This window comes from Leptospira wolbachii serovar Codice str. CDC, assembly GCF_000332515.2.
GTDB classification, from domain to species: domain Bacteria; phylum Spirochaetota; class Leptospiria; order Leptospirales; family Leptospiraceae; genus Leptospira_A; species Leptospira_A wolbachii.
Genome location: NZ_AOGZ02000014.1, coordinates 1,459,028 through 1,485,632 on the forward strand (window position 1 = coordinate 1,459,028; position 26,605 = coordinate 1,485,632).

General features: G+C 38.2%; 27 protein-coding genes. 17 read left to right on the forward strand and 10 right to left on the reverse strand.

Features of this window, described 5'->3' with window-relative positions; translation table 11 throughout:
• Positions 1-52 precede the first annotated feature (52 nt).
• From LEP1GSC195_RS12235 to LEP1GSC195_RS12245, 4 genes are all read left to right on the forward strand, one after another.
• Positions 53-268 carry a hypothetical protein gene (locus LEP1GSC195_RS12235; protein ID WP_015682687.1) on the forward strand — a complete coding sequence of 72 codons (216 nt, stop codon included), beginning with the start codon at positions 53-55 and terminating at the stop codon, positions 266-268.
• A gap of 15 nt (positions 269-283) precedes the next feature.
• Entirely contained in the window at positions 284-859 is a 576-nt protein-coding gene (locus LEP1GSC195_RS12240; RefSeq protein ID WP_015682531.1) for a hypothetical protein, read from the forward strand.
• Between the two features lie 276 nt (positions 860-1,135).
• Positions 1,136-1,258, forward strand: coding sequence for a hypothetical protein (locus LEP1GSC195_RS20185; protein ID WP_269571341.1), 123 nt, complete (start codon positions 1,136-1,138; stop codon positions 1,256-1,258).
• Positions 1,259-1,519: 261 nt separating this feature from the next.
• Positions 1,520-2,173: a lysoplasmalogenase gene (locus LEP1GSC195_RS12245; RefSeq protein WP_015680954.1), complete on the forward strand. Its 654-nt coding sequence runs from the start codon at positions 1,520-1,522 to the stop codon at positions 2,171-2,173.
• A 141-nt stretch (positions 2,174-2,314) separates the two neighbouring features.
• On the opposite strand, the gene LEP1GSC195_RS12250 is transcribed toward LEP1GSC195_RS12245, so the two are convergent.
• Positions 2,315-3,781 (reverse strand): protein adenylyltransferase SelO, encoded by a 1,467-nt coding sequence (locus LEP1GSC195_RS12250; protein WP_040507134.1) that lies wholly within the window; start codon positions 3,779-3,781, stop codon positions 2,315-2,317.
• A gap of 209 nt (positions 3,782-3,990) precedes the next feature.
• On the opposite strand from LEP1GSC195_RS12250, the gene LEP1GSC195_RS12255 reads away from it, so the two are divergent.
• Both LEP1GSC195_RS12255 and LEP1GSC195_RS12260 read left to right on the forward strand, forming a co-directional pair.
• The gene (locus LEP1GSC195_RS12255; protein ID WP_040506693.1) at positions 3,991-4,461 is read left to right on the forward strand and encodes a PaaI family thioesterase; all 471 of its coding nucleotides are present in this window, start codon (positions 3,991-3,993) and stop codon (positions 4,459-4,461) included.
• Between the two features lie 44 nt (positions 4,462-4,505).
• A complete protein-coding gene (locus tag LEP1GSC195_RS12260) occupies positions 4,506-5,297 on the forward strand; it encodes a helix-turn-helix domain-containing protein (protein ID WP_232227784.1) in 792 nt (263 codons plus the stop codon).
• A gap of 10 nt (positions 5,298-5,307) precedes the next feature.
• On the opposite strand, the gene LEP1GSC195_RS12265 is transcribed toward LEP1GSC195_RS12260, so the two are convergent.
• On the reverse strand, positions 5,308-5,820 hold the full coding sequence (locus tag LEP1GSC195_RS12265) for a DUF1554 domain-containing protein (protein WP_232227785.1): 513 nt from the start codon (positions 5,818-5,820) through the stop codon (positions 5,308-5,310).
• Between the two features lie 369 nt (positions 5,821-6,189).
• On the opposite strand from LEP1GSC195_RS12265, the gene LEP1GSC195_RS12270 reads away from it, so the two are divergent.
• The 5 genes from LEP1GSC195_RS12270 (at position 6,190) to LEP1GSC195_RS12290 (ending at position 9,413) form a co-directional block, all read left to right on the forward strand.
• A complete protein-coding gene (locus LEP1GSC195_RS12270) occupies positions 6,190-6,441 on the forward strand; it encodes a VOC family protein (protein ID WP_198012778.1) in 252 nt (83 codons plus the stop codon).
• A 70-nt stretch (positions 6,442-6,511) separates the two neighbouring features.
• Positions 6,512-7,066, forward strand: coding sequence for a cysteine hydrolase family protein (locus LEP1GSC195_RS12275; RefSeq protein WP_015682262.1), 555 nt, complete (start codon positions 6,512-6,514; stop codon positions 7,064-7,066).
• Between the two features lie 120 nt (positions 7,067-7,186).
• Entirely contained in the window at positions 7,187-7,561 is a 375-nt protein-coding gene (locus tag LEP1GSC195_RS12280) for a DUF2200 domain-containing protein (protein WP_015681747.1), read from the forward strand.
• Between the two features lie 487 nt (positions 7,562-8,048).
• Positions 8,049-8,654 (forward strand): hypothetical protein, encoded by a 606-nt coding sequence (locus tag LEP1GSC195_RS12285; RefSeq protein WP_015681229.1) that lies wholly within the window; start codon positions 8,049-8,051, stop codon positions 8,652-8,654.
• Between the two features lie 3 nt (positions 8,655-8,657).
• Complete coding sequence (locus LEP1GSC195_RS12290; RefSeq protein ID WP_015681803.1) at positions 8,658-9,413, forward strand: oxygen-binding di-iron domain-containing protein; 756 nt, start codon at positions 8,658-8,660, stop codon at positions 9,411-9,413.
• 49 nt (positions 9,414-9,462) lie between these two features.
• On the opposite strand, the gene LEP1GSC195_RS12295 is transcribed toward LEP1GSC195_RS12290, so the two are convergent.
• Positions 9,463-10,866 (reverse strand): beta-propeller fold lactonase family protein, encoded by a 1,404-nt coding sequence (locus LEP1GSC195_RS12295; protein ID WP_015681551.1) that lies wholly within the window; start codon positions 10,864-10,866, stop codon positions 9,463-9,465.
• Positions 10,867-11,165: 299 nt separating this feature from the next.
• Between LEP1GSC195_RS12295 and LEP1GSC195_RS12300 the strand changes: the two genes are divergently transcribed.
• On the forward strand, positions 11,166-12,254 hold the full coding sequence (locus tag LEP1GSC195_RS12300) for a calcium:proton antiporter (RefSeq protein ID WP_040506695.1): 1,089 nt from the start codon (positions 11,166-11,168) through the stop codon (positions 12,252-12,254).
• A 9-nt stretch (positions 12,255-12,263) separates the two neighbouring features.
• Here the strand turns inward: LEP1GSC195_RS12300 and LEP1GSC195_RS12305 are convergent, their stop codons facing one another.
• Positions 12,264-14,648, reverse strand: coding sequence for a ribonucleoside-diphosphate reductase subunit alpha (locus tag LEP1GSC195_RS12305; protein ID WP_015680760.1), 2,385 nt, complete (start codon positions 14,646-14,648; stop codon positions 12,264-12,266).
• A gap of 18 nt (positions 14,649-14,666) precedes the next feature.
• Complete coding sequence (locus LEP1GSC195_RS12310) at positions 14,667-15,638, reverse strand: ribonucleotide-diphosphate reductase subunit beta (protein ID WP_015680751.1); 972 nt, start codon at positions 15,636-15,638, stop codon at positions 14,667-14,669.
• Between the two features lie 374 nt (positions 15,639-16,012).
• Between LEP1GSC195_RS12310 and LEP1GSC195_RS12315 the strand changes: the two genes are divergently transcribed.
• Entirely contained in the window at positions 16,013-16,450 is a 438-nt protein-coding gene (locus LEP1GSC195_RS12315) for a DUF3995 domain-containing protein (protein WP_015681246.1), read from the forward strand.
• A 67-nt stretch (positions 16,451-16,517) separates the two neighbouring features.
• Here LEP1GSC195_RS12315 and LEP1GSC195_RS12320 read toward each other — a convergent pair whose 3' ends face one another.
• From LEP1GSC195_RS12320 to LEP1GSC195_RS12330, 3 genes are all read right to left on the reverse strand, one after another.
• Positions 16,518-19,256, reverse strand: coding sequence for an ATP-binding protein (locus tag LEP1GSC195_RS12320; protein ID WP_040506696.1), 2,739 nt, complete (start codon positions 19,254-19,256; stop codon positions 16,518-16,520).
• A gap of 145 nt (positions 19,257-19,401) precedes the next feature.
• Positions 19,402-19,818 carry an SRPBCC family protein gene (locus LEP1GSC195_RS12325; RefSeq protein ID WP_015681030.1) on the reverse strand — a complete coding sequence of 139 codons (417 nt, stop codon included), beginning with the start codon at positions 19,816-19,818 and terminating at the stop codon, positions 19,402-19,404.
• A gap of 102 nt (positions 19,819-19,920) precedes the next feature.
• Positions 19,921-20,373, reverse strand: coding sequence for an SRPBCC family protein (locus tag LEP1GSC195_RS12330; RefSeq protein ID WP_015682185.1), 453 nt, complete (start codon positions 20,371-20,373; stop codon positions 19,921-19,923).
• 78 nt (positions 20,374-20,451) lie between these two features.
• Between LEP1GSC195_RS12330 and LEP1GSC195_RS12335 the strand changes: the two genes are divergently transcribed.
• Both LEP1GSC195_RS12335 and LEP1GSC195_RS12340 read left to right on the forward strand, forming a co-directional pair.
• A complete protein-coding gene (locus LEP1GSC195_RS12335) occupies positions 20,452-21,255 on the forward strand; it encodes an AraC family transcriptional regulator (protein WP_015681571.1) in 804 nt (267 codons plus the stop codon).
• Positions 21,256-21,585: 330 nt separating this feature from the next.
• Positions 21,586-22,023 carry an OsmC family protein gene (locus LEP1GSC195_RS12340; protein ID WP_015682385.1) on the forward strand — a complete coding sequence of 146 codons (438 nt, stop codon included), beginning with the start codon at positions 21,586-21,588 and terminating at the stop codon, positions 22,021-22,023.
• A gap of 71 nt (positions 22,024-22,094) precedes the next feature.
• On the opposite strand, the gene omp85 is transcribed toward LEP1GSC195_RS12340, so the two are convergent.
• Complete coding sequence (omp85, locus tag LEP1GSC195_RS12345; RefSeq protein ID WP_015682622.1) at positions 22,095-23,618, reverse strand: Omp85 family outer membrane protein; 1,524 nt, start codon at positions 23,616-23,618, stop codon at positions 22,095-22,097.
• A gap of 145 nt (positions 23,619-23,763) precedes the next feature.
• Positions 23,764-25,317, reverse strand: a complete 1,554-nt coding sequence (locus LEP1GSC195_RS12350; protein WP_015680801.1) for a methyl-accepting chemotaxis protein — start codon at positions 25,315-25,317, stop codon at positions 23,764-23,766.
• A 539-nt stretch (positions 25,318-25,856) separates the two neighbouring features.
• Here LEP1GSC195_RS12350 and lsa14 point away from each other — a divergent pair.
• Positions 25,857-26,273, forward strand: coding sequence for an adhesin Lsa14 (lsa14, locus tag LEP1GSC195_RS12355; RefSeq protein WP_015682683.1), 417 nt, complete (start codon positions 25,857-25,859; stop codon positions 26,271-26,273).
• Positions 26,274-26,286: 13 nt separating this feature from the next.
• A complete protein-coding gene (locus tag LEP1GSC195_RS12360) occupies positions 26,287-26,604 on the forward strand; it encodes a TRL-like family protein (protein ID WP_015680583.1) in 318 nt (105 codons plus the stop codon).
• Position 26,605: the final 1 nt, after the last annotated feature.

Genomic DNA, 26,605 nt, shown 5'->3' on the forward strand with positions numbered 1-26,605 from the left:
GTTTGAAATCTAAAGGAAAGACAAAAGTTTTAGTGCTTGAGAAAAGGCTACTTTGTCAAATAATTACAATATGACTGATATTCTTAAAGATGCAAGTCCTGAGTCTTTAAAGGCAGGGGAACGATTTATCCAACGGATTAAATCTGGAGTGATCAAAAAGAATTCCCTTCCCAATAAGTCAGAAGATTATCCATTAGAAAAGGCGTCGGACAATTACAAAGCCTACCTCGACTCCGATGATTTTGCTCATTTAATCAATAAAAAATAGAACCTACTCCTTCGCATGCCTGAAGCCGACTATGAATATTTAATAAAGAATTTCGGCGAAGAGAAAATACTTAATCGGTTTGTTTTCATTCGTGATAGAGCAATCGATTTTCTAAAACGTATTTGCATAGATCATAATATCGCTTTTGATGATTATTTTTTTGTATGTGACGAACTCATCGAAGAAGCGGTGATCGATTATTTTGCTGATTTAGTTCGCTTAAAAGATTTTCATAATATTGAAAAAGCCCAGCCTCAAAAAGTAGCGGCCTACACTTCTTATTGGGTTTTCAGAAGAAAACCTATCCAATTGAAAAAACCCATCGAAGATGATCTTCTAATTCGTTTTCCAAATATTAAATTTCTTAATGAATCGTTTGCCTACACATTACTTATCAATTTAGTATTTGATGAAAGAAAGAGAACCAACGATTCGAACCCTAAGTATGGAATATTCAGAGATTTAATTATGTATAATTTTCAATACAGACAACTGAATTCACAGATTTTAGAATTGGTAATTGTCGCTCTTAGTACGAATCCAAATAAAGAATTTCTAAGTGAGACTGATCACCCAATTATGGGAGACTAAACTCTTTCTAATTAAGTTCAATCAAATCCCCCGCACCAGGGATTGCAGTGGAAATCCTTTGCGCGATAGCGAAAAGATTGGAACGGAAAGCCCGGTCGCTTTCATAGAAAATTCAAGCGCAAACATCAGATTGCGAGGTGCCCACTAAAAGGTAACGCTTTCGCTGAAAGATTTGTTTCTTTTTCTTGTTTACAACCGGTGCAATCGATGATTTCCTCTCGACTGTAACTACAACGTGGCTCAAGCAAGCCCCGGACCGATGAGTCAGGAGACCAAATGGGCGACAAAAATCCGAAAACGAAAACAAAGCAGACATCGCAGAAAAACGCAAAAAGCGCTATTGCCAAAGGGAAAAAAGATGCGGCCACTGCCGCAAAGCAGGTTCCTTCGAAGAAGTAGCTATATTCTGGAAATTCACCGATCGATCTCGTGTTTGATGAAAGAAACGATTGGGACTTGAAGCCCGGTCGATGGAACAAAAATTCCGAGGTAACCTAACGATTACTAGGTGCCTACTCATGAGATGATTCGGGAGAATCATACAAAAAAGATTCGTCTTTCAGTAAATGTACCTCTCATCATGGGCAATCTATGCCACAAAATTTTGCTTGCTACTGATTTCTGTGGCTCAATTCTTTCAAAGGGCAAAGGATTTTTTTAATGGTTCATTATATCATTCTATTTTCAGCACTCCCACTTCTGTCAGGGCTTCTCTACTTTGAAAAAAAAGAATCCGTAAAAGGACTGTTAACTGTGAAACCACTTTTATCATTTCTTTTTGTTTTATCAGCGTTTCTTCAGTTACATGATCAAAAAACTTACGATTATCTAATCCTTACAGGGCTGATTTTATGCCTATTAGGAGATATCTGTTTGATATTTTTCTTCCATAAAAAAGTTTTTACTGCGGGCCTAGCAACATTTCTCGCAGGTCATGTTATGTATACCATTGCCTTTTCCAGTTTGGGAGAACTGGGTTGGGTAATGATAACGGTGGGAGCATTATGCATTCTCCTCAGCATCATTATTTTCATTCGGCTAAAGTCACACCTCGGCAATATGCGCGGGCCCGTTTTAGTATATATCATTATTATCACAGCGATGGTTGTCGGAGCTGCCTCATTGTGGAATCATTCAGCGCTAAATATCACTAGCCGCAATCTTGTGCTGATCGGGGCACTGCTCTTCTACATATCAGATATCTTTGTGGCACGGCATCGGTTCGTAAAAAAAGAATTTCTGAATAGGGCTATCGGTCTGCCTATGTATTACACTGCACAATTTCTAATTGCATTTTCAGTAGGTTTGATCTGACAGTTATGCATTTTTATCGAACCAAGTCTGCGATGAAGCAGAAGATAGATGGTTCAGAGAAACTTCACTTAAGTCACTCATTCATCATTTTTTGCCAATAAAAAAGAAAATTCAGCACTTTGATAACCTAACAATTCGCCGTTATGTACCACAGAACGTTCGATAATTGCCATCTCCACCAGAGGGGGCTTCTTCTGAGTAATCATAGCCTAACTCCCGCTTGTAGGGAGACAAACTTCTTTCGATGAGTTGTTCGGCAACACTTGTAAGACCTTGGTTTGCATTCGCGAGTGCGATTTCCACGAGGTGATTTCTGGGAACCAAACTTGGATTGGATTTTTGCATGAGAGTTATGGCATCCTCTTCGCGGATCCCTTGTTTCTTTTGTTCCTCGATCCAAACCTTCACCCAATCTTTCCAACGTGTATCGTTATAAATTGAATCTTTTGGTGTATACACTCCCTCCAATACAAGAAATGTATTCGTAAAATCGGCTTCTGTGTCTTGCATCCATTGGTACAGGCTTTGGAGTAATGGTAATTCCTTTTCAGTTAAGTTAGGAATTCCGATTTTTTCACCTAACATACGCAAGTAACTTATTTGAAACCAAGTTTCCAATTCGTTTAATTTTGCCTTTGCCAATTCAATAGCGGTTTCTTGATTTGGATCAATAAGCGGAAGTAGAGAATTGGTTAGACAAGCAAGGTTCCATTGTGCTATTCCCACTTGATTCGAAAATGCATAACGCCCATTGACATCTATAGAACTAAACACACGTTTTGCGGAAAATCCATTCATAAAGGCACAGGGACCATAGTCGATGGTTTCTCCGGAAATACTCATATTGTCGGTATTCATCACTCCATGGATAAATCCAACTCGCATCCAATTGGTGATAAGGGTTACTTGGCGCTTCATCACAAAATCCAAAAATGTTAGTGCGGGATTGTCTGTTTGCAAAACCTCTGGAGCATGCCTATTGGCAGTGTATTGAAATAATGCCTCCAGTTCTTCCAAGGATAAAGTTTGGTACGCATATTCAAATGTTCCCACTCGAATATGGCTTTTTGCCACCCGAGTCAAAACGGCTCCTTCTTGGGGTTCTTCTCGTAAAACAGTCTCTCCTGATTTGACAACCGCCAAACTTCGAGTTGTTGGAATCTGTAAGCCAGCCATCGCCTCGCTCATGATATACTCTCGCACCATAGCGCTGAGAGTGGCACGACCATCACCATTTCTCGAATACTTGGTTCTTCCTGAACCCTTCCATTGGAAATCAAACCGTTCTCCACTTCGGTTTTTGAATTCCCCCATCACAATCGTTCTACCATCACCTAACACTGCAAAGTGTCCAAACTGGTGGCCGGCATAGGCTTGTGCAAACGGTTGGAAACCTTCCGGAAGGTTTGTCCCAGAAAAAAAATGAGCAGTGGCTTCCTCCTGTTTTTTCCAATGCGAAAATTGAAACTCAGAAGCTAAGTCATCGTTCCAAAATAAAACTTTGGGAGAAGAAACGGGAGTGGGTTTGGTGGATTGGAAAAATGAATTGGGTAAGGAAGTATAGGTTGTTTCCGTAGCGGGATGCGAAGGGAAGGAAAAAGATGGCATATCATTTAGACCACCCTTGACATTGATTGTGCGTTTGATTTTCACCCGAATGTTCCTTCTTTATCTTCTCTCCGAATTGTGATTTCAATCTGTTATCTGAGACGAATATTTGTTATCTCCATAAACAGTCCCAGACATTTGCAGGTTTTTCCAAGACTCATACATAACGACATGTTACCCTTCTCCCCATACAAACAAACGGGGGGAATATGACTGTTTTAGAATTACTGTACCATAACGTACCAATGGATCTTTTTACTTTAAAGGAAAACTGTTCTTTGGTGGAACAGGCCCAAAATCTGATCGACCAATGCCATCCGGGTGCGACGAATATGAAAGTTTTGAATCTCAGCAGAGAAATTTCCGAAGCTGACATTCCTTACTCTCAAAGTAACAGAGCTCTTCATGGATTTATGCACGGAGGTTGTTTCTTTAGTGTGGGTGATACGCTCACATCTATCATGGCCTTCTTCCACGTGGAAAATCAAAAGGAAAGGACCTTTACGATGGATGCATCGATACGATACCTACGACCCGTAAGGACGGAAACCGTTCGCGCCAAAGCAAGACTCGTCCAAAAGAACGGAAAACTTTTAGAATACGTCTGTGACTTTTTTAACGAAGAAAACAAAAGGACAGCACAAGCAAAATACAAATATGCAATCGCAGAACCGCGTTGATTTTTTCGATTGTGTTTGTTAGGTTTTTCGGTTCAGATGAGCAGATGCAGAACGTAATCTGTGCTCTTCGAGGTGCGGTGTTGTTCGTCGGACAATTGCCGTATCTTGCGTTTCATTCTACCGTTACCTCTGCAACGATTGTAGGGCTTAATACGGAAATCCAAAAACGGATCCAAGGGAATCAAGATTGGATGAGTTCTCGTTGTTTTGTTTTTGATGGAAGATTGAGTCACGAAACAATTCTCAAAGGACCTGTCGGAATTTTGTTTGCCGATCCTGGAAGTGAAATCGGAGAGATTCTAACAAAGGAGGCTGGCCCTAGCAGACTTTCCTCCAATCCCACTTGGGCGCCAGAATTGATTGCCACTTGTTTTGAAATTCAAACTGCAAACCCGGAACAATATCCCAAAATCTTAAGTAGTTCTTTTCCCTTCAACCAACTAACACCTGCAAAAAAAATACAAGACGATGATCGTTTAATTCATGTTTTACGTAAACTCATCGAGAGCCCAGAAGAAACTGTAAATATCGAAGAACTTGCCCATGAGATTGGAATGTCTGAGTCTTGGTTACAACATGAATTTAAGAATGTGGTTGGTCTTCCCATTCGTGCTTTTCGTAAATGGTTTCGAATCAAAACGGCGGTGATCGCACTCAAACAAGGAGCCACCCTTGCCGACGCGGCCCTCAGTGCAGGCTTTTACGACCAAGCTCACTTTACCAATGTGTTTCGGGAAATCTTCGGAATTTCACCTTCCATCGTATTTAAAAAGGGAGAATCAATTCGCTGGTACATCCAAAACGAAGAGATCGATAAGATGCTTAAAGTTCTTTAAAAAACTGAAACTATTGCTCCACGCAGAGTAAATTGTTGAGAGTACCTCCGTTTCCGAATGCTGATGTGATCGCAATCGAACGGCTATCAGTCCAACTTGTTACCCCATAGGATCCGCAGCTTGCTGAGACACTATCCACCCAAGACGAACAGGTATGTGTTGTATCGGTTTGCCAATCCCAAGAAGGATTGTTTTTGATCCCTGTCCAAATTGCCGCCGCTGCGACAGAAATTAGATTCGTTAAGTTATTGTTATATACACCATTGGCATCCGATATGAAAATAATAGTAGATGGACTTGAGGCTTGCACATAGCTCGTATTTGGTGCCAATACCCAGTCGATTTGTTCCGTAATTCCACCAGAAGTACAATTAACGCTATTGCACGCTCTGCGATTTACATTATCCACAATCAAAGCCTTATAATTACCAGAGGAAGGTTTGTTGGCATCCAAGGAACATTTGTTATCTGCACCTATAATACCTCCTAGATTGGCATTATAGATCGTTGCTGTAACGAACATTTTACAAGGAGAACAGTGAGGAAAACCCGAGGAATTTGACAGAGTTGGTTTTTGCGTAATCAATTGTAAGATTCCGCAGCTACTTGTAAGATCAGCAGGATTACACAAATCTGCAGGTTTGCAGTAAAGAAAGCACAAAAGGTAGATGCAAAAGAATCTTATATTTAATCTCATGAATTGGACTGTTAAGTTCTTACGATAACATACTGGTATTTTTTTGTCCTCCGGGGACGGGAATCAGGAAGATAAATAAATAATTTATAACAACTGTATTTCATTCAGAATCTGAAACAGCGGAGACAACGTTTAACTTTCGTAATAAATCCCGGGACATTTGGTTATCGGTTGGGATCCTAATCCGAATAGAGTATGTTCATGATCATAAGAATGCGAAATCCGCCCATTGTTTCAGATCATAGGGCTACTCCTGTAAATTCGCTCGGATATTTGCGAGTGATGTTCACCGTACAAGATATTGACGAAATGGTATCTAGACTGATCAAAAATGGTGCAGCGCTTGTCGGTGGAATGGTTCAATACGAAGACATGTACCGACTTTGTTTTATTCATGGAGCCGAAGGAATTTTAATCGGTTTGGCAGAAGGACTCGGAAAAAAATAAGTATCCGCCCTTTATGGTTAAAGTGCCTTCATTTGAAGGTATGATTATTGATAAGAATTAGGTGATTCATATGAAAACTGCATTGATGGTTATTGATGTTCAAAATGACTATTTCCCTAACGGTAAGATGGAATTGAGTGATAGCATTCCAGCAAGCATTCAAATAAAAAAAATACTCCAACATTTTCGAAATGAAGCATTGCCGATAATTCATATCAAACATATTTCCACGAGACCAGGATCAACTTTCTTCCTACCTGATACTTTCGGTGTTGAATTCCAGGAAAATGTATTACCTACAAGCGATGAGAAAATAATTATAAAACACTATCCGAATAGCTTTCGCGAAACAGAACTCAACAGTTATCTAAAAGATAATCATATCTCAAAACTTGTAATCACTGGAATGATGACTCACATGTGCATTGATACAACAGTTAGAGCAGCTTACGATTTAGGATATGAATGTATTGTCGTTAAAGATTGTTGTGCGACAAAAATACTAAAAATAGATGAAGATGAAATATCTGCAGAAAATGTCCATAATGCATTTATGGCAGCCCTGAATGGAGTATTTTCTAAAGTCCTTACAACTAAACTAATATTAGAAATGCCATTTAAATAAATTCTCATCCCTCCAATAGTTGTAGAGGAATTCCCACAAATATTTGAGTTGCTGACCAGACCTAATTGAAGTATAAATACTCAGTCCTTTATTGAATAGATCCAAAGGAAATGTAAATTTATGGAACCAACCGCAGAACACAACCAACGAATGGCGCAAATGACTTTTGCCTCGGTGTATCCTCTTTATTTGACTAAAATTGAAAAAAAGGGACGAACACAAAAAGAACTAAACCAAGTGATCGAATGGTTAACATCTTTTGATGATAAAAAGATCAAAGAATTGATCGATAAAAAAGTAACTTTTCAAACCTTCTTTGAGAAAGCTAAATTAAATAAAAATGCAAATCTCATCAAAGGAATGATTTGTGGGTATCGTGTGGAAGAAATTCAGAATCCAATTACAAAACAAGTTCGGTATTTAGACAAACTAGTAGATGAATTGGCGAAAGGGAAAACAATGGAGAAGATTTTAAGGAATGGCATTTCGATATGACCTCCGGCCTAATCAATGCCCCAATTGTATTGATTATAATCAGTCGTTTCGGTCGTTAAGTAGCGAAGCGTATCGATACAGTGTTTTACTACGAACGAGTGCAAGGATGGTCACGAAAGAAAAAAGAAACATTGATGGAAAAAGCTAAATTCATCTGACAAATCCACCTAACTTTTATTAATCTAAAAATCACCTAACAAATAGTATTTTTCGAACAATCCTTGCGCCAAGGATTGCAGTGGAAATCGGAGCGAAAGCGAAGATTGGAACGAAAAGCCTGGTCGGTTCGAAGATCCAATCGCAAAATTATTTCCCATTCGAGGCGCCCAAACGAACCGAAAACTATCTCTGGGCCACCTACCAGACTTTTAGACCCATTCTATACCTTTTTTCTTAATTTCGCTGATTGTATCTCTTCTTGACAAATCATCCTATAGATGATCTGCTGATTGAGTTCCAGATATTTGAAAATCCTGTTAGGTTCCCAATGGCAGATGAAGAGACAAAAGATTTTTTCCGAAAAATTATTTTTACCAATGAAGAAATTTTAAAACTTAGAATTTTACTTTATAGTTTAAAAATACGAGCTCTCAATGCACAAATCCTTTCCGCAAACTCGGGAGCATTTGCAGCAAGTTACGGTGTTGTATCAGCAGAGATCATTCATTTTAATCATAAAATTCAGGAAGTAAACGAGAAGTTAACGAGAGCAATCACCGTAGTCATTAAGATGGCAAGTGAAATGCAAAAAATAGCCAAGGTCTATCATTTGCTACAAATAGCAGTTGAAACTTGTGATAAAAGAAAAATTGACCCTAGTCATTATAAAAATATTGAGTCCAGTTTACATTACCGCAACGAAGAAAAAGAAATGTTGGATTTACAGTTGAGAAAAGAATTTAACGCCATACACAACATAGTTAAAAGTTCAACTAAGTTATGTTTGGAGGGGCGCACTGTTTCTTTACAAGCTCGTATTGAATCAGCATCCATCATCGAAAATCAAAAATTATTTTTAGCAGTTGCTGAAAGTTTTGATGGGGCATTAAATATTATCGAATCTTCTTATCGTTATTTGGCTAAACTCTGGTAAACAATGAAAAAAATTCAAACTATCTATTCGGATAATGATCACAAATGGTCAGTGATTGCAAGAGATCCTGCCAAACCTAGTTGGCTCATTGATACCAATGAATACTTAATTGAGTCGGATGGAATGGGGCTACTCACAGATCCGGGGGGAAGCGAAATTTTTCCTGAAGTGTTTTCTGCACTGGTGGAAGTATTTCCTGCTTCGCAAATTAAAAATATTTTTGCCTCCCACCAAGATCCCGATATTGTTTCTTCTATTTCTTTATGGTTGGAAGTCAACCCAGCAATTCGTTGTTATGTGAGTTGGCTTTGGACTGGTTTTTTACCTCACTTCGGAGGGAATGCAGAGACCTTCATTCCTATGCCCGATGAAGGAATGGAAATCATTCACCAAAACATTAAACTTAGATCCATCCCCGCCCACTTTTTACATAGCGCTGGAAATTTAAATCTTTGGGATCCAAAAGCAAAAATATTGTTCAGTGGAGATATCGGTGCCGCCTTACTTCCTATAGATGAGACAGATTTGATAGTAAAAGATTTTGACAAACACATTCATTATATGGAAAAGTTTCATAAACGATGGATGGCTTCTGAACAAGCCAAAGTAGCATGGTGCGAACGAATCTCCCATTTGAAGCCAGATATGCTTTGCCCACAACATGGCTCTGTATTCCAAGGGCCCGATGTGGAACGCTTTATCAACTGGTTTTCGGAATTAAAAATTGGAATGGATGCGTTGGAGCTTCCGAAAACTTAAAATGAGAATTTAGAAATTGAATCTCAGACTTTTCATTGGATTTTAAGATTTATAGAAACGTCAGGTTCCATTGAGGATGACCTGGATTCACTGTCCCCAATAAAGTGAGTTCACCAGTGGTTTGGCTGATAGTGAATTGATATATATCCCCGCTATTATTTGCCACATAGGCGAAACGTCCGCTTGGATCGATTATCATATAACGCACGTTTCCAACTAGTCCAGACTGTTTTGAGGAGAAAGAAATTTTTCCCGATTTTGAATCCACCGTATAACAAGATATTTCACCTTCATTGATATGGACTAAATAGAAAAAATTTCCGCTAGGATGGATTGCTGTACCATTGATGCTCAGGCCGTGAAAAACAGAATCCACAAAAGCCATTTGTCCCGTATTTTTATCAAAACTTAAAACCGTTACAGTAGGACTAGTAGCAACATATAAATATCTGCCATTGGGATGAGTTGCAACAAAACCTGAGCCTCCACTGGGAAAACTTGGACTAATTCCTACTTGTGTTAAACTTCCATCATTATAGTTGATTCGATAGGAAACAATTTCTGTTAAGCTAGGACTAATATAAAAGATAAAATTCCCATTGCGTGAAATTTGAATCACATTGTGAGGAACAGCAGTTGGGTAGGCTGAAAGAAAAGTAAGAGTGCCATCGGAATTGATCGCAAAAGCCCGAATCTCCATATTACCTTCCGATGCAAGGTATAAAAATCTACCGTCGGGAGTGATGACAAGATTTCTCGGTGCTGCACCCGCCGAAGAAGTAGGGATAGAATTTGCAGTGAGAGCACCCGTACTCTGGTTGATTAAAAATTGGGAGAAAGTTCCACCGTATAAGTTTGCAGTAAATAAAAACTTTCCTGTTGGATCGACTCCGATCCCTGTGGGTCCATCACCAGTTGCATATACTCCAACTGAGGATAGGACTCCGGTTGTCTGGTTCATAGACAGAAAGCCAACAAAATCATTTAAATCCATAGAGGTATAAACATAACCCGAATACACCGTGATATCGGAGCTAGCATTGGTCCGTCCATCGGCTGCTGTGGCAGTGATCCAAACCTTTCCATTGCCAATACTTTGGACGAGTCCATTGGCATCGACTGTAGCCACAGAATTGTCGCTACTGGACCACTGAAAAGTAGAATCTGTTTTGGAACCGTACAAATAGTACTGTGCTTTGAGTTGCAAACTGTCCCCTTTATGAATGCCAGCCCAACTATGATTGAGTTCGACCGTAGAATTGGAGTCAGCAAGTAAGGCCAAAAGACCAAACAACGATTTGGAGGAAGGATTTTTTTCGGGAAAAAGGAGATTGTGAACGATGGGATTGAGCAGGCAGGCGTTGAAGGAAAAAAGACAAATGAATAAGTAAAAAACTTTCTGATACTTTGTGATTGTTGGAAGATACAATCGATGAGAACGATTTGTTTTCATAGAAATCAACAAACATAAGTAAAGCGGATATGAAAATTGTCATTCCTAAAATCTAGAACCATTGGTAAAAAAATCTTTGTTTTGAACTGCGTTAGCGCCAGGGATTGCAGTGGAAATCGAAGCGAAGCGGAGATTGCAACGGAAAGCCCGGTCATGCCTGGAACAAATGAGACTTACAGGAAAAAATCGAGGCGCCCCGAGTTTTAACAAAGATGGCAAATCTGTGGATTTGGTTGAACTTTACAGCGTTTTTGATCGTCTTAGAAGGGAAGGAATTATTTTATATATTTATAAACTCTATGACAAAAACAAAAACTCTCACATCCAATGACTGGCTTTCGATCACTTCCTTTTTGGTATTGGTCTTTGCCATGATCGCACCCATTGGCGAAGGACTGCTGATTGCATTCGCTGTTGTATTTTTAGCAGTGGGAATTTCCAGTGCGGTTCACAATGCAGAAGTCATTGCCGAACGAGTGGGACCTGCACTCGGAACATTGATTTTGGCAATTTCAGTCACGGTGATTGAAGTGGCACTTATCGTAAGTCTTATGAGTAACGACACTGCAGACTCACCACAAATTGCAAGAGACACTGTGTTTGCGGCTCTAATGATTGTGACCAATGGTATCATTGGAATCTGTATTTTGTTAGGTGGATTGAAACATAAAGAATTAGGATTTCAATTGGTGGGAACAACCGCTTTACTAGGAGTTCTTGCTGTGTTATCCACTCTCACATTAATTTTGCCATTATACACAACTTCCACAAACAAAGGAACTTATAGTGCGGGGCAATTGATTTTTGTTTCCTTTGCCTCTCTTGTTTTATACGGATCTCTTGTTTGGTCACAAACCAAGTCTCATAAAAACTTTTTTTCTGCTTCCGAAGGTGAGGTTCTGCCAACCGACACAACCGCAACTAAACCTTCCAAAAAAAGAGCCATTACTAGTTTTATCTCGCTTTTATTTTCACTCGTCGCCGTTGTTGGATTGTCAAAAATTTTAAGTCCGACAATCGAAAGCACCATAGCCGCATTAGGTGCACCAAAAGCAGTAGTGGGGATAGTCATTGCGATTCTTGTCCTTGCGCCAGAAACATTGGCTGCGATGAATGCAGCAAAAATCAATGAATTACAAACCAGCTTAAATTTAGCTTTGGGATCGGGAGCAGCCAGTATTGCGCTGACCATTCCCGCAGTGAGTCTCTATTCGTTGTTATTTGACAAGCCACTCACCCTTGGTTTGGATACCAAGGGAATTGTGTTTTTAATGGTAACATTTCTTGCAGGAAGTTTTACTTTTGGATCAGGAAGGACCACATCCCTTCATGGACTCATCCACTTAGTGATTATGGCTTCTTTTTTGGCGATCTCTCTTATGCCATAAAGAGTCCGCTTAACTTCCACATACGAGGCATCCTTCTTCCATAGAACAAGATTCGCCGACAAATTCAGATTCCGCTTGGACTTTGTTAGTTGATTCTTGCATAGCAAGTTCGTTCTCTTTTGTAATTTTGTCTTTGGCTTTTTCCACAGTGAATTGAATGGCTTGGGTAGCGGCTTTCGTTCGTAAGTAATACATTCCTGTTTTTAAACCTTGTTTCCATGCATAAAAATGCATAGACGAAAGTTTAGAAACTGTAGGATTTTCCACAAACAAGTTTAAAGACTGGGATTGGCAGATAAAGGCACCACGGTCTCTTGCCATATCAATGAGTGATCTTTGTTTCATTTCCCAAACTGTTTTATAGATTTCTTTGATAGAATCAGGAATGGAAGGAATGGATTGGATACTGCCACCCGCTTCAATAATTTGATTTTTCATTTCAGAATTCCAAAGTTCGAGTTCAATTAAATCATGTAACAAGTGTTTATTGACAATGATAAATTCTCCACTCAAGACTCGTCTTGAATAAATATTGGAAGTATAAGGTTCAAAACATTCGTTGTTTCCCAAAATTTGTGAGGTGGAAGCTGTGGGCATGGGGGCCACAAGAAGGGAATTTCTCGCGCCATATTGGATCACTTCTTTACGAAGGCTTTCAAAATCCCAACGTCCTGTTGGATTTACATTCCATAAATCAAATTGAAATATTCCCTTCGAGAGAGGAGATCCCGAATAACTTGGATAAGATCCTTCCACTTTTGCTATATCTTTACTTGCGGTCATTGCAGCAAAATAGATGGTTTCAAAAATCTCGATGTTGAGTTTTTTTGCAGCATCACTTTCATAAGGCATTCGTAATAGAATAAAAACATCCGCAAGACCTTGCACACCAATGCCGATGGGACGGTGTTTTAAATTAGAATTTTTAGCTTCAGGCACTGGATAATAATTTTCATCGATGATGCGGTTTAGATTCACAGTCATCTGATAGACAATCTCATACAATGTTTCAAACAAAAACTTCCCGTCGGAAACAAACTTCAGTAAGGCGACTGATGCTAAATTGCAAACCGCTACTTCGTCGGGACTAGTAAACTCTAAAATTTCAGTGCAAAGGTTACTACTTTTGATGGTTCCTAAGTTTTTCTGATTACTTTTAGAATTGGCAGCATCTTTGTATAACAAATACGGAGTCCCAGTTTCGATTTGTGATTCTACAATGGCAAACCATAGGTCCTGGGCTTTGACTTTAGTGCGAGCGCGACCTTCTATTTCATACCTTTCATACAATTGAACAAAATCATCACCATACACATCAGAGAGACCTGGAGCTTCATGGGGGCAAAACAGGCTCCAATCTCCCCCCTCTTCCACACGTTTCATAAATAGGTCGGAGATCCAAAGAGCATAGAATAAATCACGGGCACGCATCTCTTCTTTTCCATGGTTTTTCTTTAATTCCAAAAAAGGAAATATATCGGCATGCCAAGGTTCTAAATAAATGGCAAAGGCACCTTTTCGTTTCCCACCACCTTGGTCCACATAACGCGCTGTATCATTAAACACTCGTAACATGGGAATGATTCCATTACTGGTTCCATTAGTACCGCCAATATAAGAACCTGTGGCACGAATATTATGAATGGAAAGTCCAATCCCACCAGCACTCTGCGAAATTTTGGCTGTTTGTTTCAATGTATCGTAAATTCCATCAATGCTATCGTCTTTCATGGTCAAAAGAAAACAGCTACTCATTTGTGGTTTCGGAGTGCCTGCATTAAAAAGTGTAGGAGTTGCATGAGTAAACCAACGTTCGCTCATTAAATTGTATGTTTTGATGACTTCTTCAATTCGATCTTTATGGATTCCTATCGCCACTCGCATATACATGTGTTGTGGCCGTTCTACAATCTTTCCATCAAGCTTCAATAAATAGGATTTTTCTAAAGTTCTAAATCCAAAATAATCAAATCCGAAATCCCTATCATAAATAATGGAACTATCCAAAAGTTCAGAATGTTTTTGCACCACTGCCCAAACATCTTCTGCAATGAGGGGCATCCATTTTCCTGTTTTCGGATCTTGATAAGAATACAAACGTTCCATTGTTTCCGAAAAGGATTTTGTTGTGTTTTTATGCAGATTACTCACAGCAATACGACTAGCAAGAAGTGCGTAGTCTGGGTGTTTGGTGGTAAGTGAAGCAGAAATTTCTGAGGCTAAATTGTCTAATTCAGAGGTGCTCACCCCGTCAAAAATCCCTTCGATTACTTTTTTAGCTACATCGATGGGACTCACCAATCGACTAAGGCCATAGGATAATTTTTCAATCCGAGCAGTCACCTTATCAAACTTAACCGATTCTTGTTTTCCATTTCTTTTGAGTACAAACATATAATTACCTTTTAGAATTTAAAAATCTTCATTAAGCGAAAATGTGAAACCTTGTTCCGAATTGAGAACACCAGCCTTCTGGTAGTCACCCACTCGTTTTTCAAAGAAGTTTGTTTTCCCTTGTAAGGAAATCATTTCCATAAAATCAAATGGATTGGAGGAATAATAGAGTTTCTCAAAGCCAAGTTCAATGAGCCAACGGTCAGCGACAAATTCAATGTATTGTTGCATCAGTTTTGCATTCATACCAATGAGGTCCACTGACAAAGATTCGGTGATAAACTCTTTCTCGATATTTACTGCATCGGTAAAAATTTCATACACACGTTCGGCACTTGGTTTGTCTTGTATCATTTTAAAAAGGATACAGGCAAATTCGCAATGTAAAGCTTCATCGCGACTGATGAGTTCATTGGAAAAACTAAGACCAGGAAGGAGCCCTCTTTTTTTCATCCAAAAAATGGCACAAAAACTTCCGCTAAAAAATATTCCTTCCACAGCAGCGAAGGCAAGGAGTCGTTCCGCAAAATTTCCTTCACCGATCCAACGTAATGCCCATTCTGATTTTTTTTGAACGGCGGGGATGGTTTCTATGGAATGAAATAAGCGATTTTTTTCTTTTGGATCTTTGATGTAGGTATCAATCAAAAGAGAATAAGTTTCCGAGTGAATGTTTTCCATCATAATTTGGAATCCATAAAAGCACCTAACTTCAGGCAATTGAACTTCTCTCATAAAGTTGACTGCTAGGTTTTCATTTACAATCCCATCACTCGCAGCAAAAAATGCTAAAATATTACTTAAAAAAAATCGTTCTTTGTCATTGAGTGAGTTCCAATCGTCTAAATCGCTACTCAAATCAATTTCTTCAGCAGTCCAAAAGGATGCTTGTTGTTTCTTATACATTTCCCAGATTTTAGGATATTTAATGGGAAGGATCACAAAACGATCCTTGTTTTCTTTTAGTAATACTTCTGATTGATAATCCATGACTAAATCTCCGTTAGTCGGGACGCAACATCTTTTTTTTAGAAGGTGTGGGTATCCCGGTAGCAATAGTCCGGGGCCCTGAAAAAATTTTCGGTACGGATGATCGTTTACGGGCGATTCATCTGTGGGAAGATCCGACTTTTCTTACCTGAATTGGATAAGAATTTACGGTTGCGCCGTCAGTTGAGGAGTTTCACCTCATTCCTCCCGGAATAGAATCTAAACAAATCCAAAGAGACATATTTTGTCAATGGAATAAAACGGAGGAAAAATCAAAAAAGTCCAGAGAATAGAAATCCTAAGCTAACAATGACAAACGAATCATTTTAAATAATGAGTATTCAATCATCTTCCCATTTCGAAAGATTTCCTCTATGCATCTTCTTTACACATTGGCCTTGGTCGTTATTTTTTTCATTCTCGCCGTTTTACATTTTCTTTGGTCCCTCAATATTCTTTGGGGATTCGAATCTGCACTGCCACGAAAAAAAGATGGAAGTTTTCTATTTTATCCAAAAAAGATCGAAAGTTTTTTGGTTGGACTCGCACTCACTCTTCTAGCAGGATTTTACTTTTCATTCACAGGTTTTATACCGTTGTTATTTGATTCCATAGTTTATCAAATTGGATGTTGGTTTACTATTGTTATCTTTGGGATTCGTGCCATTGGAGATTTTCACTATGTTGGTTTCACCAAACGTATCAAAAATAAGGAATTCGCATATTGGGATACTATCCTCTTTTCTCCTCTCTGTCTTTTTATCTCGTTTTTAGCTTATTTGGTAGAAAGAGGAATAGAGTCTTTGTTCTAACAAAATTTCTAAGACCTTTCGCTTTTATCTCCAGAATCTTGGGTATTGATTTATAAATCAAATTTTGTTAGGTCAAATTTTGATAGATAGTGGAAAGAAGTTCTGAAAGTATGATAGGTTTTTTTACATAACCATTCATTCCATTTTCCAAATATTCATTCAATTGGGATTCCATACTATTTGCAGTGATCGCTATGATGGGAATATCACGGTACGAATCATTTCGTTTTCGGATGAGTTTTGTTGCTTCCATTCCATCTAATACTGGCATCTGAATGTCCATTAAGATTATATCAAATCTATCTTCCAAATGACTTAATGAATCATCCAAAAGCTGAATTGCTTCCTGACCATTCGACGCAACACTTACCTTGATTTTTTCTTTTTGAAATATTTTTACTATGAATTTTTGATTTAATAAATTGTCCTCAGCAATTAAAATATGAAAACTTTTACCAAAGTCATCTAACTTTGAATTAATATTAGTTAACGGTGCTTCTCTTTGATCCGTTTCTTGAAATGGAATGGTAAATTGAAATGTGGAGCCTGAGTTTACTTTACTTTGAACCTCGACTTCCCCACCCATTAATTGAACAAGTTGCTTAGAGATATAGAGACCAAGGCCAGAACCTTCAAATTTTTTGGTTCGAGAGTCTTCTAATTGAACAAATCGATTAAATAATTTAGAAATATTCTCTTCAGAAATTCCGATTCCTGTGTCCTTTACCTTAAAAATTATAAATCTTTTATCATCACTTAAATTTACATCTAAACATATCGATCCTACAGATGTGAACTTAAAAGCATTTGCGATTAGATTGATCAATATTTGGCGTAAGCGGTTTTCATCAACTAGGACATAAAGGCTAGAATCCAAATCTGTTACATTCAAATGTAACTCTAAATTCTTTTGCTGCGCATCCACCGAGAACAAATGGACTACGTCTTTGCAAAGTTTGTTTATGTTAGCTGGTTTTGAAACAATCTCTAATTTTTTGTTTTCTAGCTTAGATACATCCAGTATGTCGTTAATAATTGTAAGGAGAGACAAAACCGACTTTTTCGCATTATCTAAATAGTCTTTTTGTTCTACATCTACATTGGTCTGTTCCAACAAGGTCAACATTCCTAAAACACCATTCATCGGTGTGCGGATTTCATGACTCATATTTGCCAAAAAATCTGATTTGACTCTGTTGGCTTTTTCAAGCTCAAAGGTTCTCTTTTCAACTATATCCTGAATGCTCTTTTCTTTACCCATAATAATAAGAAGCAATATCCCGAGTAGTCCTGTTAATAACGAAGAAATAATTAACAAAAATTTGGATGCATTTGTTAGATTCATTTGAAAATATTCTTTCGTTGCAATAGTTTTTATATTTAAAACATGCGAACCAATTGTCATTTGACGTTCATAATAAAAATCAGAAAAAATCTTTTCCTCCATATTCGAACATTCTTTAGAAAACAAACCTATGTTAGATGAATTTTTCAACTCTTCAATTTTTATACATAAATGATTTTGATCATTCCCGATCAGTGCCTTTTCAATTATGGTGGCTATTCGAATCACGGCAGTGGCAAATCCAAACTCTCCGTTCCACCTCTTGACAGGAAAAAGAACCAAAAAACCTAAATTATTATCCAAACTTTGAACCAAGCTAATTTTACCTGTCATATCGATTCCTTGTCTTTCAGTTGCACGGAAAAGTGCCTCCATCCTAGTTGAATCTGAAAGTAGGTTGAATCCAATTGCTTGTTTGTTTTCATTATATGGGTATATATATCTTATATATACGTATTCTTCGTTCTGAGGCGAAGGTAATAATTTTTTATCCTTTTGGATGGAAATTCCAATAGAATCTGGATAATCTATTTTTAAGTTTGCATCCGCTATGGAACGTAATGAATGTCGAACCAAAGGGTTCCAAGAAAGTGCAGTTACACTATCCGAGTCTTCCATAATTCCTTTTGAAAACGCATCAAAGTATCTACGATTTAATTTTTCTGTTAACGCTATAAATGAGCCAAGCCCCTTAACAACTCTAAGGTTTTCTAATAATCGATTTTCGATTCCAGTAGAAATGATTTGGCCATCTGATTTGATTCGATATTTAATAAATTCTTTTTCCCAATTCCGAGTTAAGAAAAAAATAGATAAGGTAAAAACAAAAGTACTCATTGTTGCAGAGGCAAAAATAATTAATCTTAATAATTTTTCCTCACCCTCGTACCATTTCCAAATTAATATAAGTAGTGGAGTAAAAATGATAATTCCGATCGAATCACCCATCCACCAAGTAATCCAAGTTTGAAAAAGAAACTCAAAGTAGATGATCTTAAAATAAAACAAAGATAAACTACCAATCACTGAAGAAATGAATGCAGTAACTGGACCGGCTAATAAAAAAAAGATTAAAATCTCGTTTGCTTGGAAAATATTCAATTTGGGACTCGAATACTTTTTTAAAAGATAGGATCCCAATATCGCTGAAGTCGAATTCCCCAAAGAGATAGTTATATTTTGTGGATTAGAGATTAAAAATTGAATCCATGGTTCCGATGTGGGGAAATGGGTTGTGTTAGTAAAGTAAGCACCAAAAAATAGTGCCGGCCAAACACGATTGCCAAATATTAAAACAAATCCCAAAGCAAGGCCCGCTGGGGGCCAAACGGGAGTACTGTATCCATCTATGGAGGACAGGTTGAGGCTGAGTTTTCCCGCTATGAGATAGAGAAAGAATACAAAGATCAGGAGAACAAATTCTCGAATGAAATTTCTGATCAATGCATTCCAGACAGGCATACAATTTTAAAGACGATGAAAATTAAAAGAATCAGTAAAATTAAAATTTCGACTGAGGGGAAATAAAAGTATTTTTCTCGTCCAAGTCAGGAAGGACCTACCTAGGGTACCAATCGTCCGATTGTTTTGAACCAATCGAAAATTTCTAATGGGACTCTACGTATTTCTTAAAGTTGTCAAGTATGGCTTGCCATCCTCCCCTTTGCATCTCTACCGGATTCTCTTTCTCAGCATCAAAACTTACGGTTACTGTTGTTTTATTTCCTTCAGTTTCTAAATCAACAGAGGCTTTCCTGCCATCTTCCATCGTATAGGTAAATGACTTTTGTTCGATGATATTGTCATAGACCGCTTCAAACTCAAAACCAAAACTTCCATCCTTGGCTTCCATTCTTGCACTGTATTTACCGCCGACTCGCAAATCATTTTTGGCCCAAGGACATTGCCAGTCGTCAGTAGCAAAGTTCCAATGGATGATGTGTTTCGGATTGGTGTAGTAGTCCCAAACTTTTTTAGAGTCAGCATCGATAGTGGATTGAATCATGATTTGGTTGGAGTCCATGCCAGGAGTTTTACCGGCTTCTCTTTTCAGTTGCAATTCATTTTCAGTATCACCGAGATCAAAATTTTATCAAAAAAAATAAGTCAGAAGCAGCTCTAGATTTTAATCCAACTTCTCTGCAATTCCTTTTATGATATCCAAACATTGGTTCCAACTCTCGATGGAATGGTCCCGTCTTTCCTCTGTGGTAAATCCAGTTTGAGTTAAGTGGATTGTGACAAGTCCGTCTGCAAATGTTAGTTTGTTTTCAATGATAGAATAGTTTTCGGGTCTGTCAGGTAAGCCAAAAAAAGCGCTAAAATAAGAATACTTAAATGTGTGAGGTGGTTGGAAGGAAAGTATGTTTCCTTTTTCATTGTATGGAGTTCCTTCCCAAACTCCTTTAAAAACAAGGGAAGATCCCTCCTTCCATTCAGAAATGGCTTCGGATCCATATAAATACTCTTTGATGTATTTGGGTGTCGTAAGAATTTCCCAAATACGTTCTTGATTTGATCGTATGGTTTTAGTAAGACTCAAACTTAAATGATGATTCATTTGATTGGCAGTGTTCATTGGCTTCCTCAAAAAATAAGATATCAGGGATCCAAAGTTTTGGATTGTAAAAACACGACAAAACTATAAATAAGTGGTATGGCGAAAGAAAAAGGAAAACCAACTAGAGGAGTATTACGCCAAACAAAAGCAAACTTGACGGCGAAACACAGTCGTTTTTTTGCCAATACGAAACTAGATTATTTTATAGAGCACTATTGGACCGTCAGCTGGGATTTAACAGGTAAGGAACCTTATCTTGCAGAAACTCTTCCTAATCCAAGCATTCACATTGTTTTTGAAATAGGAAATTCCAAAATATTTGGAGTCACCAAAGGTAGATTTTCTACTCTTTTAGAAGGGAAAGGTTCTGTGTTTGGCATCAAATTTCGACCCGGGGGGTTTTATCCTTTCTTTCAAAAAAATATAGCCGTACTCACAGACAAAACGATTCCCATATCTGAACTTACAAAAGAAGAGATTCTACCACTTGAAAAGGAAATCTTTCAAAAAGAAGACGAAGAGAGTAGAATCAAAATCGTTGAAACTTGGTTAGAAAATATCCTTCCGGAACGCGATCCTAAAATTCTCTTCATCAATACCATAATCGATCGGATCAAAGATGATAGAAGTATTCAATCGGTAGAACAAATTACGAAACTATATTCGATCCAACTTCGTAGTTTACAAAGACTCTTTCAAGAGTATGTAGGAGTGAGTCCCAAATGGGTGATCCAAAGATTTCGAATCCAAGAAGTCGCAGAACGAATAGAAAAAGAAAAAACAATTCCTTATGCAGAGATGGCTCTCGAACTAGGATATTACGACCAGGCGCATTTTATAAAAGATTTTAAAAATACCATTGGACTAAGTCCCGAAGAATACCTAAAAACGATGTTTTGATCATAATAAAGACCATTGGTTTGATGAATCCGAAATCGTAGACTAGCGCCAGGGATACGGAAGGCTTGGTCACCTGCCATCGTTAGATGGTGGGGGACGGAAGCGAACGCGGACCCTGGAGTAGCCCGGTCGGTTTTGGATCCAATCATTGCAGTAAAACCTTTCGAGGCGCCCCTTTCTCCCACTTCCACCGTAGCCTCTGTCCAAAGTATCAGAAGTTCGAAGCATATACTATGCAATATTGAACAATTTGTCTGTTATAACGAACATAGGACTTGCCAATTCTTTTCCTCTCCTGAACTTCAGTACGTACCAATTTGGAGGAAACAAATGGCGAATAGTTTATTTGAAGCAAAGGCATCGTGGGCCGGGGGCCTGAAGTTGAACATTGAATCAAGGAATCACAAATGGGTGATTGATGAACCAGAATTTTTAGGTGGGACCGATTTAGGAGCAAATCCAGTAGAACATGTATTAGGTGGTCTTGCGGCCTGTGTGGGAGTTTTGGTTTCTGTTTTTGCACCGGCGCACAAAGTGGAATTAAAAGACTACCAAGTTTTTGCAGAAGGTGATTTAGATTTGGATGGATTTCAAGGCCTATCAGATGTTAGACCAGGTTTTTCGGAAATCCGTTACCGAGTTAACATTCAAAGTGATTCACCAAAAGCAAACATTGATGCACTTCTTGCCCATATTGATAAAGTATGTCCCGTGAAGGATAGTCTTTCCGGAGTTGCCGTTTTGAATGAGGTTGCTGTTGCAGGTTAATATTTATTTAGGATACCAATCGTTGGGATAAAACCTTTGGTATCCTCCCTGTACGTTTCTTATATTTTTAATTAGAATACATGACTAAAGTTGACAAAAAGTTGTTCATCTTCTCTAGATTTTGCATAATCGATCATGATGATAGTTGCTTGGTTCCAGGCAATTCGTAAACCAATACCTCTAGAATACGCATAACCTTTCCAACCTAATTTATGTTCGTCGTCCCATACACGACCGTAATCGAAAAAAGGAACTAAGTTGAAGGCAAAGAACTCAGACCCAAATTTAGCTTCAGCAAATTTCCAACGAACTTCTGTGTTTCCCCAACCCATGGCACGGCCCACAAATCGATCTTGTTTGAAACCTCGAATGGTTCGAAGGCCTCCTAGCCCCCCAACAAGACCTTCAGTTCCCCACATATTTCTATATTCATAAAATGGTGCTTCCCCATCTGTCACACCCAAGCCAAATCGATTGGCGATAACTAACTTATCAAATACCTTGGGGAATGGACTCCAAAATAGTTTTGTTTGAGCAAAGTATTTTTGATAATTGTAATCTGACCCAATGGACTTTGTATGTTTTTCATAAGTTGCTTCCGCAAAAATTCCGGAATTGGGATCTGGTTCAAAATCTCTGGTGTCGTATACAAGACCAACACGAAGAGCATTCACATAACCACCATTATATCCAATTATTTTTTTTGCTTCATAATCTTCCGTAAGTCGTGTTTTGCCATTGGGAACATCCGCAGTGTGTTCACCACCGAGGATAGGATCTACACCACGTGCTAACTTACCATCATAGGTTCTCACAATATTATTAGAAAACTTTAAACCCGCCACAAGCCTGACTGTTCCACCGACAAAGGAACGTTCTGTACTTGTGGTTGCCATTGGTGTTTCTATCACATAACGGTTGTACATTTTATCTGTCACAACATAACCAGGTGCTTGTGGAAATCCTGAATAGGATTTTCCTCCAAAACTTATGGGATCGGAACTAGTTCCTGGCCGGTAATACGCCAGGTTATTTTCCTGATCCATATAACTTGCGTTTACAATATGCCTTCCATCTTGTTGGTTTCTATCCAAATAAGATAAAGGTTTCATACTTTCTTCACCAATACCAAAGTAGAGTGTAGTGGGTGTGATGGTCAAAAATAAGTCAGCACGTAGTCTCCATTGTGTGTCTGCAATGAAGGGCATGTCCAAACTTACTTGGTGGTATTGAGCATTTTTGTTTGTATTGAAGTATTGAGCAAACACACGCATGCGATACGGTGTGTAATAAAAAAGTGGATCTGTTTTTTTTCCGTTCTCGTAGATATAAGCACGAGCCCCATACCCAATGCCTTCGTTTGGGTCGGAGTTGATCAGTGGCAAACCTGTTGGATACCAACTTTCTTTTTTATCCTCAATGTCCTTTTTGCAAAGTTGTTTGCTCGTATCCATAGGAAAGGGGAGATTTTTCGGTGGAGGATCTTTTTCACAACCGGCACTGGGAACGTATTCTTGCGCAGAGAGAGAAGTTGGAATGGCAAAGAAAAACCAACCAACAAAGGAAAAAAGAACAAGGCTAAGGATTCGATTCATAGGCGTGTGAGCGTACACAACCCATGGACAATACGTACAGGATAGAATTGGTCAACCAGGAAATGAGTTTCTACTCACTTTTTATAGAGATCGAGTCTTACTCCGGAGTTTGGTTTCCAGAGTTGGGAATTTAGCAAAATGATTGTTAATTCGTCATTTCTTTCGTCATGGAATCCAACTGAACAATGATCCCTCCGGTGGATTTGCTACTTTCTGAAATTTGTTTGGAAATTTCGACTATGTTGGTTGCGTATTCCGAAATGTTTGCGGTGATTTTTGTAGACTCTTCTGTTGCAATCTTTTGGAAATTCGTAGAATTTTCTATTGTTTTACTGGTTTCGTAAATCCTGGTGTTTAGGTTGTCGATGGTCTCAATCGCTTTGTCAATTTCCACAATTTTGGAACCAACACCGGTGATTTCATTTTTGATAATTCCAATAGCTGTATCTAATTTTCCCATAAGATCAGAGGACTTGTTGATAAGTTCACTACTCTCACCAATGAGAGAAAGATTCTCTTGAATGATTTTTGAAATTTCTTTTGAGTTTCGAGTGGTTGCATCTGCTAACTTTGAAATCTCTTCCGCAACCACCGCAAATCCCCGACCATGTTCCCCTGCTCTTGCTGCTTCAATGGCTGCATTTAAAGATAACAAGTTTACTTTGTCAGCAATGTCATTGATGACATTGACAAAATCTGAAATTTCTGTGCTTTTTTCTTGGAGGATATTGAACTTATTGATTGAGAGATGAATGTGTTCGGATGTATCATTTGAATAACCCATAACCACATCTAAATTTTTATATATTCTTCCTGTTCCCGTTTGGACAGTTTCGTTAATTGCTTTTAGATCATTTACAGATTGAATCGAAACTTCAGATTCATTATACAAGGATTTGGCGATCTTATTATTTGAATCTGCTTTTGAAGATAACTCTCTCAAGGAAGTAGATATTTCCGAAAGAGAGGATGCTTGGTGTTCAGAAATTTGTTTTAATTCATCTGATATGGTATCTTGATTTTTGATCTGTTGTTTCATAAGATCAATTGTATGAAGAATGGTTTTCGCCGCGTTTAATACATTGTCTAAGGCCTTCTTTGCCTCTTTTTGTTTTTCTACAGCTAAGTTAAGAAGAGTTCTTGTAGCAGTTGCCCCAACTGTCGCACCAATCCCTACCCAAACAAAAATCAAAAATCTTACAATGATATTACTTTTAGGACCACCAGGGATGAGTTCTGGTCGTAACAAAAACAAAACAATTTCAGAAACTATAATCAGAATAAAATTGTATATGGAAGCATTTCTATTGAAGTATAAAACACTTAGGACAAACGAAATATAAAAAGTGGCAGCAAGTTCTGTCGCTCCATAGATCACATACTGAAACACAAGTAAACACAAAGTTACACCTGTGATGGATATATAACTAGAAGACCAATGTGTTTTTAACTTTGCAGAAAGTAAAAAACCAACGATCAGTATCGAGGTAGCTAAAAGAAATTCGATTAGAATGCTTTGGTAAGTGAGGTAATCCGAACCTTTCCCAGCAATTTTGATCGAAAGTGTCGCCACGTTCGCAAGAGCAAGGATCGAAAGAAACGACATAAACATACGTTTGTTGTTTCGTAACATCACTTCCGTGAAAAGATCATCGGATATCGTCATCACCTTATTGGGGGCAAAAAATTTAGCGAACAAACAGAACCTTCTTTATGACGTAGTTTGATTTAAGTGCCATACTTTAGGAATGGGGTCACTTGGCAAGAAACGTCCCTCCTCTTCTGCTAGAAAGATTCTAAAATAGAAGCGAGGTAATTTTCAGCCTGGAGGCCGATTTTGCGGAACACAAGCTGCGTCCGTTCCTAAATCTATGGAATGAAGGAATTAAAACTCAATCCACTTCGAAACAAATGAGACGAAAGGAAAGAGTTAGATTTACAAAAAAACCTATAACCTATTGGGAATTTATTCTATTATCTTTCCAGAAAATGGAATTCTTGAATGGGATAACATCTGCGGAACTTCTTTGCAATGCCAAGGAAAGGTACTTTTTGTGTGCGCAGACTAACAGCAATCATCCTATTTTCACAAGACACACATTAGGTTTCAACTGATTTTTTATTAAAATATTAGATTTTTTGAATATTCTAGATATCCCTAAACCACCGTTAAGACCATGTTAGTTTTTTAAACAGAATGCGCCTACTCGGTTGACACATAACAAAGGTATAATTCTAATGTCAGAAAATAATTTGGAGAATTATGTGAAAAAAAACATTTTCTTTGTTATCTTGCTCAATTTGATTCTATTTACGCTAAACTGTAGTGGCGGGTCCATACATTCTAGTTATGTTCCAAGTGCCAATACAAATCCAACTCGAGAATACGCAACCCCCTCAGTATTACTCAAGGGAGGATTTATTTATCATAAAACTTACGTTCCTGGCCCAATTGGCTTAAATGCAGAGGGGACTTCAGAAGGACGAGGATGTAGTCAGTCCGTTTTGTATTTATTCTCATCCGGAAATTCCTCTATTGAAGCAGCGAAAAGAGCAGGAAATATTACAAAAGTTGCATATTTGGATTACGAACAAGTGGGGATTTTCATGGGCATCATCTACCATCGATTTTGTACCATTGTTAAAGGATCATAATCAGGATATAATCATGAAAATCAAACTAGTATTTATCTTTCTGCTAAGTGTATTTCTCCTCACAAGTTGTGCAATTGGACCTACTCATGGTTATATTTTGACATCAACAAGATTTGCGGGAACTTTTAATCCCGAAAATAATGTTAAGGCAACAAAAGAAGGAACTGGGTGTCAGTTTACTGTTTTGTATCTTTTTAGTTTCGGAGATGCAGGTGCAGGATCTGTGGCAAAACAAAATGGGATCAACAAAATTGCAACGATTGACCACTCCACACTATCTTTTCTAACCGGTGTTTACCGATCATACTGTACAATCGTTTACGGAGAGTAAT